A 16,324-nucleotide genomic window follows, 5' to 3' on the forward strand; every position below is an offset into this window, starting at 1 on the left:
ATTCTAATATACAGTAAGTTTACTCTGGAGAGTATTTCTATGTCACAAAATGTTTTCGAGTTATCTGAAAGCCAGAAAAAAGAGCTTTCTGACATCTTTGGGGAACGTGTGAACTTTTCGAAGAGGGAGCGCCATTTTTACAATCATGATGTAGGTGCTCTTCCTTCAATGGTGCGCAGGTTTCTTGGTAAAGCAGAACCGGCCGCAATTGTAAAGTTAAATGATGAGGATGATGCTAAAAAACTGCTGAAATTTGCAGCGAACTATTCCATCCCCATTGTTCCAAGGGCAGGTGCAACATCCGGGTACGGAGGTGTAATTCCAACAAAAGGGGGAATTATTGCAGATGTTGGCCTGCTTAACAAAATCTATGATATTGATCATGAAGCTATGGAAGCCACCGTTGGTGCAGGTATAGTCTGGGAACGTCTCGAACAGAAGCTGAACCATGTGGATCTTTCCGTTTGTGCCATGCCTTCAAGTGCACCTGCTGCCACAGTGGGTGGTTGGCTTGCCCAAAACGGTGTAGGCTACGGAAGTTATGAATACGGCTGGTCACAGGATACTTTTGTAGGTGCAAGGATTGTGCTCCCGAATGGCGAAGTCAGGGAGTTTGAAGGAAACGAACTTGCTGATATTGTTGGCAATTACGGCAGTCTTGGTATAATCACACAGGTTACGATCAAGATTCGCAAACATGAAAGGACAATTGCTGTTTCTGCTGCTTTTAAGGATGCTGCCTCTCTGCAAAAGGCCATTGAGCTAATCGGGGAACGCAAGATTCCGCTGTGGTCAATCTCTTTTATAAATCCAGATTTTGCCGAGATGAAAAATAATGCTCCTGCGAGGTTGCATCATGGTGAACCTGTGAAAGAAGATCGTATTAATCTACCGAAGTCTTTTATCTGCAATTTCTTCTATCCCATAAACAGGAATATAATTGGTCTCGAAGATGCCATTAAGGATGCTGGAGGCGAAGTCCTGCCTGCAGAAATTTCCGAGCACGAGTCTGGTGAATGGTTCAGGACAATGAAAGTCAAGCGACTTGGCCCTTCATTTATTCCTGCAGAAGTAGTAATTCCTGCTGACAAACTCAGCAAGGTAATTGCCGAGATCAACAAAACCGTCTCCTTGCCGGTACTCATGGAAGGAATGGTGGCAAAGGGAGATGATATAGTTCTTCTCTGTTTCATTCCACATTCAGAAAGATCATTCAAATTCAATCTGGCCTTCCCGCTGGCTCTGAGCATCAACCGCATTGCAGAAGAGAACGGCGGAAGGATGTATGCTACCGGACTGTACTTCGCAAAGGATTCTCCTAAAGTCTATGGCGAACACTTTAGAAAGCTCATGGAGCTAAAGAAGAAATTTGATCCAAAGGACGTGATGAATCCCGAAACCCTTACTGGAAGGGGAAGTTTCAGTACGGCAATTTCCATGTCAAGGACTTTTGAACCCATTATGCGTGTTGTGGGCAACATGTCCGGCGTAGGGGAGACAAAGTTCAGCACGCAGAAGGGTATCCCTGCAGACGTAATTTCTCATGCTTACACATGTGCCCAGTGCGGTTATTGTGTAAACGAGTGTGACCAGTATTACGGTCGTGGATGGGAATCACAGTCTCCCCGCGGAAAGTGGTTCTTTATCAAGGAATACCTTGCCGGCAGGGACAAAATGGTACAGGAGCAGGTTGATACTTTCCTGGCCTGTACGACATGTGAACTCTGTGATTTCAGATGTCAGCTTGATCTTCCCATCAATGATTCATGGATGACTATGAGGAATGAACTGGTTGTGAAACAGGGCAAGATGACTATTCCGCCATTTGAGATCATGGCTTCAAGCCTGCTCAAGGAAAGGAACATCTGGGGAGAGTACCTGAAGAAGAGGGAAAACTGGATGCCTGAGGATCTTAAACCAAAGATCAAAGACAAGGCAGAGTATGCTTACTTTGCAGGCTGTACCGCTTCCTTTGTCGAGAAGGATATTGCTGAAGCTTCAGTACGTTTGCTGACGGATGCAGGAATGGATATTACATATCTTGGCAAGGAAGAATCATGTTGTGGTATTCCTATGCTTACAGCCGGTAAGTGGGATGTTTTCGAAAAAATTATGAGAATGAATATCGAGAACATGAGGAAGAAAGGCGTCAAAACCGTTATAACATCTTGTCCTGCATGCTGGCTGGTATGGGATACATTCTATAGACAGTGGGCAGAGAAACTTGGAATTGAATATAATTTCGAAGCAAAGCACTACTCACAAGTTCTTCAGGACAAGCTCGATGTTCTTTCAAAGAAATTCGTCAAACCACTGGACAGGGTAGTTACCCTCCATGATGCATGCCACATGGGTCGTGCAGGCGGCATATACGAACCGCCAAGGGATCTTATCAAATCAGTTCCGGGAGTTAAGTTCCGTGAGATGGAACACAACAGGGAAAATGGTCATTGTTGTGGTTCAGTACTGACACTTGTTTCTGACCCTGAAGTTGCGAATGTTGTTGGTAACATAAGACTTAAAGAAGCTGAAAATGCAGGTGCTGACTTGATGGTTGCAGCATGTCCGTGTTGTCAGGTACAGCTCAGGATTGCTGCAGATAAAAGTGGCAGTCCGGTGGAAGTGCAGGACTTGTCTGCAACTGTTGCCCGCAGTCTTGGGTATGATATTCCTGACACTACAAATACTGCACTGACGGCATGGGTAACCTTTGATCAGATGATACATCTGCTAAGACCAGAGAATATGACTGATCTAATGGTAGAGTTACTTCCGCAGATGATGGATGCAATGCCGGCTCCCCTGAAACCCATGATGAAGATGGTAAAATATGTTCCTGGTATGGATCGGGTGATGAAGCCAATGATGCCTATCATGATGCCAAAACTCCTGCCTGGAATGATGCCAAAGGTCATGCCGGATATGCTTGAAGCTGTCGGAAGGCGTGTGCAGATGTCTGATGACCTGAGGGAGCAGATGCCTGATCTTATGCCAAAAGCAATGGAGAATCTGATGCCTAATATGCTTCCGCAGATTATCCCGCTATTGACACCTAAGATGATAGAATATATCAAGACACACTGAACACCCCCCTCCTGCATACTGCATCCCATTTTTTTGGATGCAGTTTAATACTTTCTTTTTCCTTACAGAATGTTGGTGTTTTAAGAAATGGATTCTGGAATCCTATTATATGCAGTATTATTGGTAAAAATCTCAAATCCTGTTTTTGGGATCGAAAAAGTTATGTGCATTGGCAGCAGTCAAGTGAGGATGGGTCGAATTTGTATTCGTTTTCACGGAAGCACTTCCTGCATAACTGTTGTTTTCCACAACTGAATAGTTTTTCCATATATTCTCCACACTTTTCACATTGTGGCATAAAAAGCACCATGTATTGTGGTTTACTGCTATTATATCTATTTTGTGCTTTTCCATTCAGTATTTATAGCATGGTTTTCTAACCTTCTATGGGGTGTATAATATGCTTTCAGAAATACCTGGGTCTTCGGTGGATATGGATCCTGAAAATATCAATAAGGAAGTCCTCAGAGCGGCAATGCTTGCGGAGCTTGATGCCGTAAATTTTTATGAGTAAAGAGAAATTGACATCTATGGCGATAAGCGAGGATCTCCGCCAGGATATTGCTCGACATCGCACGTGAGGAGAAAATCCATGTCGCTATGTTTCCAGTCGGTTTTTGTGGTATACGACGAAGAAATCCTTGACATAATGGCTGATTTTTCTGCCACGCAATAAGATATTTTAAGAGTGGAGGTTCCTGATTGCAGGTAAACACTTCGAAAAGAACAGAACTGATAGACATTACTGAAATGGTCGCATCGGAAGTTAAGAACGCCGGAATTGATAATGGGATTTGTATTATCCGCACGGCTCATACTACCACTTCGATTGTGATTAATGAGAACGAAACGGGTTTGGTCTCTGACATTATCGGGATGCTGGAGAGATTTGTTCCTTCTCATGCAGGATATAACCATGATCGAATAGATAATAATGCAGATTCTCATCTTAGAAGCATAATACTTGGTAGCAGTGAAATTGTTCCTGTCAAAAATTCTCGCTTGTCACTTGGGACATGGCAAAGCATTTTTCTTGCAGAGTTTGATGGGCCACGAAAGCGCAATGTGGATGTAATTATTATTCCCGGTGGTATGTTTGGGTGAATATTTCCAGTCCATCAATTTTGATTAATAGTCTGATTTAGGGAGGTACAAAATGGCTGAAGAAACAGAAATAAAGAAAAACGTAGAGAAAAAGGAAACAAAAAAAGTGTCTCATGTGGAACCTATCCATCCCGGGGATGAAAGGGTAGGGAAGAGCCGGCATTTACTGGATACCTGCGAGTAAATTATACCGTATATGCCCGTGAAGAATGGTATTTTATCCATCAAATTGCAATTTTTAATCATTATTTTTGAAAATATTGGATTGAATATTTCGTATTTCTAAACATCATAACTCATAAAAAAAACAAAAGTGATAAAATGTTCTGCTACCAGTGTGAAGAAACAATGAATTTTAAAGGCTGTACAAAAAACGGCATGTGTGGTAAGAAAGGGGAAGTCTCAGACCTTCAGGATGATCTCATCTATTTGCTTAAGAGCATTGCATTCTACAACCAGAAAGCAAGAGAGTCAGGTATTTCTGAGGAAAGCACTGATGAATTTATGTTTGATGCACTGTTTTCAACCATTACAAATACAGAGTTCAGGGCTTCTGGAATTCAGGAACGCATTAGCAGAGGGTTCCAGATTCAGAATGAAATCAGGCAGAAACTTCTGGATAACGGTGCACTTGATGAGAACAATCTACCTGAGATTGCAACTCTGACCCCGGAAAATCTTAAGGATAGGAATACCGGAGTACTTGCAACTGAGGATGCTGATATTCGATCATTGAGAGCACTGATAATTTATTCTCTCAAAGGAATTGCAGCATATGCTTATCATGCTATGATGCTTGGAAATCACAATAAGAAGATAGTGAACTTCATAGAGAAGGCTCTTGTGGCAACCACGGATGACAGCCTGACTGTTAAGGATCTCATGTCATGGGCACTAAAATGTGGGGAACACGGTTTTGATGTAATGGCAGATCTTGATAAGGCAAACACAGGTGCATTTGGCAACCCCGAACCCACACATGTCAATATTGGGACTAGAAGCAATCCCGGGATTCTTGTAAGCGGTCATGATCTTAAGGATCTGAAAGAACTGCTGGATCAGACTGAAGGGACCGGTATAGATGTTTATACTCACGGCGAGATGCTTCCTGCACATGCATATCCTGAATTTAAAAAATATGACAATCTGGCAGGAAATTACGGCGGAGCATGGTGGGAACAGAGAAAGGAATTTGAGAGTTTCAACGGACCAATATTATTGACAAGCAACTGTATAGTGCCACCAAAGGATACCTACATTGACAGGTTATACACCACAGGTTCCGTTGGTTATGAGGGAGCCACACATATCGTGGCTGAGGATGGTAAGAAAGACTTCTCGGCTATTATAGAGCAAGCAAAGGCATGTGAACCACCGGTGCAGATAGAAGAAGGTACAGTTCTGACAGGTTATGCTTACAACCACGTACTGTCCAATGCAGACAAGATCGTAGATGCCATTCAATCAGGCAAGATAAAAAGGCTCATGGTAATGGCAGGTTGTGATGGGCGCCATAAGGACAGGCAGTACTACACGGATTTCGCAGAAGCCCTGCCAAAGGATACCATTATACTGACCGCCGGATGTGCAAAATATCGTTTCAACAAGCTTGATCTCGGGGACATTGACGGAATCCCGCGGCTCTGGGATGCAGGGCAGTGTAACGATTCGTTTTCACTGGTCATCATTGCACAGGGACTTATGGCACGGCTTGGCTTTATAGATGTTAATGAAGCACCGTTTTCGTACAATATCGCATGGTACGAACAAAAGGCAGTTCTTGTGTTGATGACCCTTTTGAGGCTTGGCGTAAATAATATCACGTTGGGGCCAAAGCTTTTCCCATTCGTCACACCGAATGTTTACAATGAACTGATGAAGGAGAAATACGGCATGGTGCCAAGTACCACGGTGGAAGAGGATATGGAAAGGCTTTTGAAATAAAGCCTTTGCTTTTTTGATTATCAGTTGATGGGAGACTATTTTTTGTTTTTCTGTACTTATCTATTCATAAAAAATCAAATAAGCAAAGATATTTGATATATTAATTCAGATGATTAAATGTGGACAACTCTATATGAATAGTGGTATAAATTGGATTTCCATATAACTACTTATCAAGAGAAAAATTGCTTAAGCAATCTAACATTTTTTGGATAAAACAATTTCTTTGGTTTTATGGGAAACTGACTAAAATTTAAAATAAAACAACTTTATGGATACGAAAGTCTTGATTGCCGTTAAGCAATCAAGTCCTCAATTTTTATTGTATGATGATGCTCAGAGGCATCGCCTTCTTTTGTGAAGTGTGTTCCATGTTCTTTCAATGATTTTTCTGTAAATTCTTTCATGAAAGATTGCAGTTTTTCCTGATCCACATTTGTGACAGCGCAAAGCAGAGCAAGAAACGGGCTCATTTTTGTCTGATTCTCCAATACCTGTATGCTGATTTCCGCTTCAGCTGATGTCACACTTGCACGAATCAGTTTATCGCCTGTACTAACAGCAATTTTCACATGTCCTACAAATTCAGGATTTAATTCAAGGATAGCGTCTTTTAGGTTATTGAGGACACCAATTGCAACGTTTTCTGCCGTATCTTCATTGATTGTACCTTCTTCAATCTGATATTTGATTGAGTAGGCTGCAACCCCTGATTCTTCAATGGAGTTTCTGGAGTTTTCTTTTCCAACTCTTGTGCTGTTCTGTGCAAGAATCTCAATAAACTGTCGGAAACTCTTGTTTTCTTTGGTTGCTGAAGTCCTGAAAATAGTTGCATCAGGATTGAGCTCCTGCAACGCATTGAATACAGCCTCTACCTTTTCTTTAGGTGTAATATCAGTCTTGTTTATAACAAGGATTTCCGCATCCTCAATCTGTGTCCGGATAAATGCTGGTGCCTGCTGGATTTCCGCACTAAAACGGCTGCCATCAATAATGTTAACAAGCGGAGCAAAAGTAACCCCTTCAATATCCATTATCTCCAGATCTTTTCTGATTTGCTTTGGAAACGCCAGCCCCGTAGGTTCGATAATAATTACATCGGGTTCGTATTCTTCTTTCAATTTCTGGAGAGTATATTCCATACTGATTTTAAGAGTACAGCAGATGCACCCGTTTGTAATCTCCCGGGTCTGAATTCCGGATGTTGAGAGTATTGTTCCGTCAAGTCCAACCTCTCCAATTTCATTGACAATGATTGCGATCTTGTTCCCCTGCTCGGTAAGGATTTTTCCAAGATTGAGCAACGTAGTTGTTTTCCCGCTGCCTAAAAATCCACCAATGATTATGATTTGCATAAGTACACCTAATGATCTGAAGTGATGAGGAAAAGGGCCTCAATTATTTATTTGTTATGAGTGCTTTATGTCCTTGCATTTTTTTACAGGATGCAACTCATAAAGATGGAATCCCAGTGATCAGGCATCTGTATTTGAACCACTAGCTGTCACAGTCATAAAACCCAATTGATGGCTCAGTAGGATTTACAAATAGGATTTCTACAGAGCCCTTTAACTCATCTTGAATATCTTAAAATCAACATCTTTTAGCAATATCAGTACCACCTCAGTACCAACTTGATAAATAGGAAATGTTCTTTTGGACATCATGTTAGCTTTTGGGCTAACATGCAGTATCCAACAGGATATCATGTATAATCCAGTTACCAATTCTTAAATATGATATCTTTTTTGTTAAAATGGATCAAGTTAACTTGCCTCTCATTTCAAAACGGAAATAATGACTCATCATGAATCACCTATAGATATTATAAATTTTTCAGAGGTTATTATAAATGGATGTTGTTGCACTCACAGTTATTGGGATTATGACTTCTATTCTGTTATTTGCAGTTAAGGCAGGCATAGGTTGTGGATGTTCTACAATCCACAATAGAAATATTTTTATAATTGCATCCACCTACCTTGTTATGTCAACTATAATAGGGATAGTACTGACACGCGTGGATATTTCCTATCTTATGGAAATATCAAGTGCAGGTATTGTAATACATGCCTTAATGGCACTGTTGCTGATCGGTGTAGGGGTTTATACCACCAAGAACTGGTACACAGGCAAGGATGTTTCCCACCGCACTTTTGCTCTTATGTCCATACCGTGTCCGGTTTGCCTTGCAGCGCTTTTTATATCGATCATGCTTCTAGGTTCCTCGCTTGAAAGAAGTACTGCAATTCTGGGTTTTGTTGTGGGTGTTATATTCTTTATAGCCGTGGTTGTTTCCTCGCTAACTTTGAGGAAGCTGAAAAAAGGACCAGACACACTTGGCAACATCATGACATTCTTAGGTATTTTCTATTTGCTTGGAGCAATAATCGCTCCTGCATATATGAAAATAAAGCAAATGGGTCTGCCTGAATTTGTAGGTCCTGAAGTTGAGTTGATTCCCTTTGTAGGTTTCTCCTTATTGATTGCAATTGGATTTGGCTTAAACAGACTAAAAACCCAATCTTGATTTTAGGAGTGAATAAATAAAATGGCAATTGAATCATCGCTTTTCCAGATAATGTATACAGTATCTTCTTCTTTACTGTATCCTGTAGTTATCCTTCTTTTGCTTGCAGTAGTGTCCTCTTTAGGTCTGATAGGAGAATTTATTTCAGAATATTCCCGAAGACATCGTAATGTCGCACAACTTGAGCAGATTGGGACGCAAGTTCAGCAAAGCATAACTAACTCTGATTTTAAATCTGCTGCGGCTTCACTTGAAAAAATTGACCAGAATCCTCTTGTTACTTCTTTTGCAAAGGATGCTGCACGGCATCTCGGGGAGGGAGTATCCACTTCAATAGACTGGCTTTCCGAGGAATATGAAGTCCGCATGACCAAGAATCTTGAATTCACAAAGATTCTTTCTACAGTATCCCCCATGCTTGGTCTCATGGGCACCCTGATCCCATTAGGTCCTGCTCTTATAGGTCTTGCGGAAGGAAACATTCTTCAGCTTGCCAACAACCTTATGGTTGCTTTTGCAACTACTGTGCTGGGTCTTTTTGCAGGTATCGTAGGATATGTTCTCACACTGGTGCGTAAACGGTGGTACTGGCAGGATATGGCTGACATTAATTATTTACTTGATTGTATGGAGGCAGAGAAGTGAGGAAACGCGACTTCCGCCGGAAAGGGCTGTTGTACGAAGGAGACGAGCAGAATCCCCTTACAGGGGTTGCAAATCTTTTTGACATAGCCATGGTGTTTTCCGTAGCGTTGCTGGTAGCCTTGGTAATGTCTTTCCAGCTTCCGGAACTCCTCTCGCCTACCGAGGATGTAACAATCGTCAAAAATCCCGGGCAGGACAACATGAAAATCATCATCAAGGAAGGGCAGGAGATTGAGGTGCTGAACATGACCGATCAGATAGGCGGCGGAACCGGCGAGGCACTTGGAACTGCTTACAAACTTGCTGACGGGCGTGTGATTTACGTGCCTGAGTCCGGTAATGAAACAGGAGGATAATTTTTTTCAGCAGTAGAGCAATTTAGTTTGTTATATAGAAATCCAATTTGAATTGGATTAATTTGTAGTGCATCCCGGCTGCTGGCTGGTAACCTTACCGGGATACACTGCATACCATCGGGTGATAATATGCATATGAAAAAAGGTGTCTTATTAGTTTTAAGCGTATTGTTTTTGCTGGCAATTTCAGTGTCAGCGGTATCGGCAGTAGAGAACAAGATTAATGTAACTTACATAGGTCTGGATGAGCCCGGTCAAATTCTCCTAAATGCATCGCTGAGTAATCCTTATTCTGATCAGATAAATTATACTTTTGTATCTGCTTATGATGGTTGGTCAGTCAGTGATGAAATTGTTAACGCTTCCACGAACGGTCTTCTGGAATTACTTGGTGATCAGGATGTGATTTTCTGTGACATGCTTTATTCAGCGGTTTATGATCCTTTAAATGATACCCTATATGAAGCTCATCTAAATGGAACTTCAATATTAGCTATCAGATCAGCTGATACTCCTTCATACTTTGATTACATTTCTGATGGTGACGATGAGGATAAAATATGTACATATTTTAATAATATGGACAGTGCATCTTATTCCGGGAAAAAGAGTGCTGAGAATCTTTTAATCTACCTCAGCAGGAACTACGGGAATCATCCATCAATAACAGACAGCTGGCCGATGATTAACATTACCTATGTAGCATATGATCCAAGTGCAGCTCTTGAAAAAGCAAGTAAAACCAATCCTTATGCTGAATTTATCAGCTTCAATTACCTTCCTTCGTATAACAAAACCGATTTTATCATAAGTGACGAACTTATAACAGCTTCAGAATCAGGCTTCCTTTCCCAGCAGGATGTCATTTTCTGTGATATGATATTTTATAATGAATTTTATAACAATACATTTTATCCTGCACACGAAAGTGGTGCATCTTTACTGGATGTCAACTCGTATGGAACTCCTGAGTACTTTGATTATGTTTCCAACGGTTCTTTGAATGATAAAATCTGCACATATTATGGGAATGCAGAAGTTTCAGGTTCTGGTCTTAAAAGTGCAGAAAATTTCCTGATGTATCTTTCAAGAGATTTTGGAAATCACCCTGAAATCACTGATGAGTGGCCACAATTGAATTTCACTTACATTTATTACACGCACAATATACCACTTGAGAATGCAGTTCTAACAAACCCTTACGCAGAATTTATTGATTTTACTTATCTACCTTCTTATTCACCAGATTGGTCGAATATGAGTGATGAACTCATCAACGCATCAGAATCAGGTTTTCTCTCGCAACAGAATATTATTTTCTGTGATATGATTGGTTATAACGATGACTATAACAATACATTTCTGGCTGCCCACGACCATGGTTCGGCATTGCTTGATATAAATTCAGCGAACACGCCTTCCTTCTTTGATTATATTTCCAATGGCACTGAAAATGATACCATATACCTCTACTACAGCAATATGGGCACGGACACTTCTGGGAAAGTTAATGCTGAGAATTTATTGATTTACTCATCCCGTGAATACGGAAATATGTCTTTTCTGACAGAAGGATGGGTACTTTCGGATGAAGGAAATATTATTCCTGCTGCTGGCCTGTACCATCCGGATTATGAAAATAGGTTCTTTGAAACCACAGAGGAATATTTAGAATGGTATGAAAATGATACTGCAGACCACTATGTGTATGATCCTGAATTGCCAACGATAGGAATGTGGTTCCATCGTAATGATATTACTGAAGATCATCTGGATGTTGTGGACGCTTTAATTTCGGATATCGAAAGCAAAGGTTGCAACGTTATTGTCGGATTCGATACTTTTGATAATATTACCTATTACTATTGCGACGAAAATGAAACACCACTTGTTCAATGTGTGATCTCTCTCAAGAGCTTCAGGTTGAACTACTGGGACAATGAACGTGGTATTCAGGAGCTTGAACACCTGAATGTACCGGTTCTCAGGGGAATCGTTGCAGATGTACCTACAAATCCTGATCCGGCAGATGCCAACAGGGGAATTCCCAATTCCCAAATGGTGTACAAGACTCTTGCACCAAATGTTGATGGTATTTTTGAGTATATTTTAATTGGCAATGCAGTTTATGATCCGGATACTGAAAGTACTTCCTATGTACCACTTTACTCGCAGATTGACTGGATCAGTAACCGTTCCATCAAGTGGGCAAACCTTAAACTGGAGGATAACAGTGACAAGAAAGTTGCTGTAATTTACTATAATTATCCTTCAGGTAAGGATAACATTGGTGCCAGCTATCTTGACACAATAACAAGCATGAGACTCTTGCTTGAAGAAATGGATGCTGCAAACTATACAGTTTCTAACATTCCGAAAAACAATTCAGTGCTTCTGGAAATGTTACAGTCCCAAGGTCTAAATGCAGGTTCATGGGCTCCAGAGGTACTTGATGAGATGGTCGAGAACAGGAAAGAATGGGGACTGCAACTCATACCGATGGAACAGTATCACACATGGTTTGAGGAGGAAGTGCCTCAGGAGCTTCAGGATCAGGTTATTGAGGAATGGGGTGCTCCATGGGATGAAGATCTGCCGCAGAACAAGTCACTGATGATATGGGAAAACGAAAGCGGTAGATATCTTGTGATCCCTGCTGTTCAGTTTGATAATGTATGGCTCATGCCGCAACCTGCACGTGGATTCTTACAGAATGACGATACTCTTTATCACAGTAGTATTGTCCCTCCACCTCATCAGTATATAGGTTTCTATCTGTGGCTGAACAAAGAATGGAAGCCTGATGCAATAATCCACGTTGGTACCCACGGAACTCATGAGTGGCTCCCTGGACAAACCTACGGGCTCAATAGGACTGCGGAATGGGCGCCCATATTGCTTCAGGATCTTCCCAACATATATCCCTACATAGTTGCGAATGTGGGAGAGGGTCTGACGGCTGAATATCGTGGAAATGCATTAATAATTGATCACCTTACACCAACCCTTGAAAGATCCGGTAGCTATGGGGAAATTGCCAATCTTTCCCAGCTCATGCAGACGTATTATGGACCTGAAATGAGTGAGCAAACCAAGCAGGCTTACCAGATGGAGATCATTGATGAAATGGTTAATTTAAATCTGGATGTTGATCTTGGAATCAATGTCACAGAGCTATATTCATACAATACAACTCAGTTTGGTGATTTCATCAAGAATGTACTCCATGAATATATTGAAGAGGTAGAGGGTGAAAATATGCCCTATGGAATGCACATTCTTGGACAGGTTCCGTCCACAAACATGTCAGATCCAAGCAGGGATGAGCTTTCTGCCATGGTATATGCTATGCTTGGAAACAAATTTGATGAAAATGTAACTCTTGCTTTCTATCCAGAAGATGACTATCCGTTAGGTATTCCTTTCAATGATACGAGAGTAACACAACTTGTCTGGGAAGTTGTAACTAATGAAACCGGTGTCAATGATTCCCAGATTATGGTATATGGTGAGATCAATGAGTCTGTTACTGCCGATCTGGAACGTGGTCTCATTTACCGTGACCGTCTCCTTGCCTCTGCAATTGAGATGGATCGTGTGATGGGAGCCCTATCTGCAGAGTATATTTCTGCAGGTCCAGGCACAGATCCTGTCATGAACCCAGCAGCTGTACCAACAGGAAGGAATTTCTATGGAGTTGATCCGGAACTTTATCCATCCGAAGCAACATGGAGAATGGGAAAATATCTTGCAGAACAATTGCTTCAGGATTATTATGAAAAGTATGGTGAATATCCGAGAAAAGTTTCATTTTCAAGGTTTGGTACAGAATTTATCAGAGATCATGGAACTCTCGAGGCTGAAATCCTGTATCTACTTGGAGTAGAGCCGGGGTGGGATGCTAATAATAAGATTGATCTTAATAAATTTGAGCTGATACCAGAGGAAGAACTTGGTCCAAGCTATGGGGAGTATCCTGGCAGACCCAGAATTGATATTGTTTATACAACTGCAGGAATGAGGGATGCTTTCCCCGATAAGATCAAAATGATCGATTATGCGGTTCAGATGGCAAGTGAAGCTCCTTCAGGAAACTACACAAATTATGTGAATGAAAGCAGTTCAGCTATATATGATGAATTGTATGCCCAGTTTATTCAGGAGATGAATGAAGAAGAGGCTTCAAAGCTTGCAAGGCAACTTTCAACCATGCGATGTTTTGCTGTAAAGGATGGTACATATGAAATAGGAACGGGTAACGCAATTGAGGTAAGTAGCTCATGGGAGGACGAAAGTGAAATTGCTGAACTTTATCTTGACAAGATGGGTTATGTTTACGGCCAATCTCTCTGGGGTTTCAAGAGTTCAGAATTGTTGATTGGGAATCTTCGAAACGTGGATGCATCCGTTCATTCAGATTCATCGAATCTCTACGATACACTGGACAATGATGACTTCTTCCAGTACTATGGTGTATTAAATCTTGCAACAAGGTATGTATCAGGGAAGACCCCCGAAATGTACGTTTCCGATACCCGTGATCCAGATGCTGCCAAGATGGTGGGGATGCAGGAATATCTTATGAAAAATCTGCGATCCAGATACTGGAATCCCAAATGGGTAGAAGGAATGCAAGAATCCGGTTATGCTGGTGGCAGAATGATGGCCGAATTTGTGGATAATCTCTGGGGATGGGAGGTATCAGATCCTGAGCTTGTTGATGACAGTGTCTGGCAGCAGACATATGAGATTTACACAAGTGAAGAAATGAAAGAGTGGTTCAATGAGAACAATCCACATGCATATCAATCAATTACTGGCAGAATGATCGAAGCCATAAGGAAAGGATACTGGACACCATCGGAAGAAGTAATTGAACAACTGGTTCAGGATTACTCTGAATCAGTTGAAGAATACGGAGTTGCATGCTGCCACCATACCTGTGGAAATCCACTTCTGAATGAATATATGCAGGGATTACTCTCAGCTCCAACTGTGTTGCGCTCATCAAGTCATGGCAGTCTCACAGCAAAGGTCGTAAACTCGTCATCTATGAGTCCCGGTAATCAGACATCATCAACGGATGGAGGTTATGGTGAATCCCTTACCGAACCCACGCCTGAAGCAAATGATGATTATGTTGAAGGCTACGAAATGACCAAGGAATCACAGCAAGCTGAAGAATCCGGAGGTATGTCATTCTCGGGTGCTGATATTGTTGGTACAGTACTCGTACTGGCAGCAGTGGGTGCCATGTATGTCGGATACAGGAGAAGAAGTCTCTAAAACAGAAGATGCCCGGAATTTCTGGGCTATTCTTTCTTTTTTATCTCAAATTTTAATCAATTCATAATCCCGGCTTCCAAGTCCTATCTTCTCCCCATAATCAAGCTGGTGATTTCCTGCGCTGTTTTCCCAGACACCTTTAAACTTATCTTCCCCAATTTCGAAATTGGAATGTAGTTTTGAATGAACAATACCATGCTGCTGGTTTACCAGATAGAGACTCGCAGCATCAATGGCTACCGGATCAATTGATGCAAGAATCCCGATATCCGGTACAAGTGGGATGTCGCTCCAAGGAGCACAATCACATTCAGGTGTAATATTGACAAGGAAATTCATGTAACCAACTTTTTTCTGCTTTCCGGTCACGGCCCCGAGGGCGTATTCCGTCATCATTTCGATAAATTTTTCAGCATCCCTTTCCTGGTTAAAATCGATTGCTTTTACAGGACACACCAGCATGCATTCCCCACAGCCGATACATTTCTCATGCCTGACAGAAGCAATGCTCTCGGAAATTTCCAGTGCTTCATAAATACAGGTTTCAACACATCGTCCGCACCCTATGCAGGAGTCAGGATCGACTTCAGGGTGCAGTCCTGCATGCTGCTCCATCTTACCGGGAACTGCCGCACATCCCATCGCAAGGTTCTTGATAGCTCCTCCGAAACCTGCAAGTTCATGTCCCTTGAAGTGAGACATCACTATCATGCTATGGGAGTCTGCAATTGAGGATGCAATCTTTACCTTATCAAAATGGTTCCCTGCAATTGCAACTTCGTGAAAATTGTTTCCGTCAAGTCCGTCAGCAATAACAAGAGGTGCCCTTGTAACTTCGTAACCAAACCCATGTTCTATGGCAGTTGTCAGGTGATCCACAGCATTCCTACGTGAACCCGAATATAGTGTGTTTGTATCAGTCAGGAAAGGATTTGCACCGCAATTCCTTGCTTTATCCACCACCTGCCGGACATGTACCGGACTTATGAATCCCTCGTTGCCTCTTTCACCAAAATGTAGTTTTATGGCGGTTAGTTCATTCTTGTCAATTAAGGATTCAAAACCTGCCGCATCAAAAAGCCGCCTGATTTTGCTCAGGGTATTCTCAAAATCCTTTCGGACTTTCAAATCGGTAAAAAAGACCTTGCTTTTCATAGAGCCTAGTTTTGTCAGTATTGGAGTATAACTATGTTGGTTAGGAGTAGGGGGATGTTATTCCATTTCTCAAATACCTATGATCATCTTTCAAATATCCAGAATCCACTTCCAGAGGGGTATGAAAGAGACACCATTTTCCTCTTTTACGATGTCTTTTGTGAAAAGCACCAGATTGGCATCAAAAATTCAAAAAAAAGAAAGAAAAGAATCCCGCCTC

10 protein-coding genes are annotated in these 16,324 nt (G+C 41.6%); 8 read left to right on the forward strand and 2 right to left on the reverse strand.

Annotated features, from left to right (window positions below):
- Positions 1-39 precede the first annotated feature (39 nt).
- The 4 genes from PWQ49_RS00425 to hcp all read left to right on the forward strand — a co-directional run bounded on the left by PWQ49_RS00425 (position 40) and on the right by hcp (position 6,132).
- Positions 40-3,084, forward strand: a complete 3,045-nt coding sequence (locus PWQ49_RS00425; protein ID WP_300606322.1) for an FAD-binding and (Fe-S)-binding domain-containing protein — start codon at positions 40-42, stop codon at positions 3,082-3,084.
- Positions 3,085-3,786: 702 nt separating this feature from the next.
- On the forward strand, positions 3,787-4,188 hold the full coding sequence (locus PWQ49_RS00430) for a secondary thiamine-phosphate synthase enzyme YjbQ (RefSeq protein WP_300606325.1): 402 nt from the start codon (positions 3,787-3,789) through the stop codon (positions 4,186-4,188).
- Between the two features lie 52 nt (positions 4,189-4,240).
- On the forward strand, positions 4,241-4,372 hold the full coding sequence (locus PWQ49_RS00435; RefSeq protein ID WP_300606328.1) for a hypothetical protein: 132 nt from the start codon (positions 4,241-4,243) through the stop codon (positions 4,370-4,372).
- A gap of 137 nt (positions 4,373-4,509) precedes the next feature.
- Positions 4,510-6,132, forward strand: a complete 1,623-nt coding sequence (gene hcp, locus PWQ49_RS00440; RefSeq protein WP_300606330.1) for a hydroxylamine reductase — start codon at positions 4,510-4,512, stop codon at positions 6,130-6,132.
- A gap of 296 nt (positions 6,133-6,428) precedes the next feature.
- On the opposite strand, the gene PWQ49_RS00445 is transcribed toward hcp, so the two are convergent.
- Positions 6,429-7,487, reverse strand: a complete 1,059-nt coding sequence (locus PWQ49_RS00445; RefSeq protein ID WP_300606333.1) for a GTP-binding protein — start codon at positions 7,485-7,487, stop codon at positions 6,429-6,431.
- Positions 7,488-7,984: 497 nt separating this feature from the next.
- Between PWQ49_RS00445 and PWQ49_RS00450 the strand changes: the two genes are divergently transcribed.
- The 4 genes from PWQ49_RS00450 to PWQ49_RS00465 all read left to right on the forward strand — a co-directional run bounded on the left by PWQ49_RS00450 (position 7,985) and on the right by PWQ49_RS00465 (position 14,949).
- Positions 7,985-8,662 carry a DUF2162 domain-containing protein gene (locus tag PWQ49_RS00450; RefSeq protein ID WP_300606336.1) on the forward strand — a complete coding sequence of 226 codons (678 nt, stop codon included), beginning with the start codon at positions 7,985-7,987 and terminating at the stop codon, positions 8,660-8,662.
- 21 nt (positions 8,663-8,683) lie between these two features.
- Positions 8,684-9,307: a MotA/TolQ/ExbB proton channel family protein gene (locus tag PWQ49_RS00455; RefSeq protein ID WP_300606339.1), complete on the forward strand. Its 624-nt coding sequence runs from the start codon at positions 8,684-8,686 to the stop codon at positions 9,305-9,307.
- Positions 9,304-9,663 (forward strand): DUF2149 domain-containing protein, encoded by a 360-nt coding sequence (locus PWQ49_RS00460; RefSeq protein WP_300606342.1) that lies wholly within the window; start codon positions 9,304-9,306, stop codon positions 9,661-9,663. The genes PWQ49_RS00455 and PWQ49_RS00460 overlap by 4 nt, the downstream gene beginning before the upstream one ends.
- A 129-nt stretch (positions 9,664-9,792) precedes the next feature.
- The gene (locus PWQ49_RS00465) at positions 9,793-14,949 is read left to right on the forward strand and encodes a cobaltochelatase subunit CobN (RefSeq protein WP_300606345.1); all 5,157 of its coding nucleotides are present in this window, start codon (positions 9,793-9,795) and stop codon (positions 14,947-14,949) included.
- A gap of 45 nt (positions 14,950-14,994) precedes the next feature.
- Here the strand turns inward: PWQ49_RS00465 and PWQ49_RS00470 are convergent, their stop codons facing one another.
- Complete coding sequence (locus PWQ49_RS00470; RefSeq protein ID WP_300606348.1) at positions 14,995-16,104, reverse strand: DUF362 domain-containing protein; 1,110 nt, start codon at positions 16,102-16,104, stop codon at positions 14,995-14,997.
- Positions 16,105-16,324: the final 220 nt, after the last annotated feature.

It is taken from the genome of Methanohalophilus sp. (assembly GCF_030156785.1).
GTDB lineage: Archaea > Halobacteriota > Methanosarcinia > Methanosarcinales > Methanosarcinaceae > Methanohalophilus.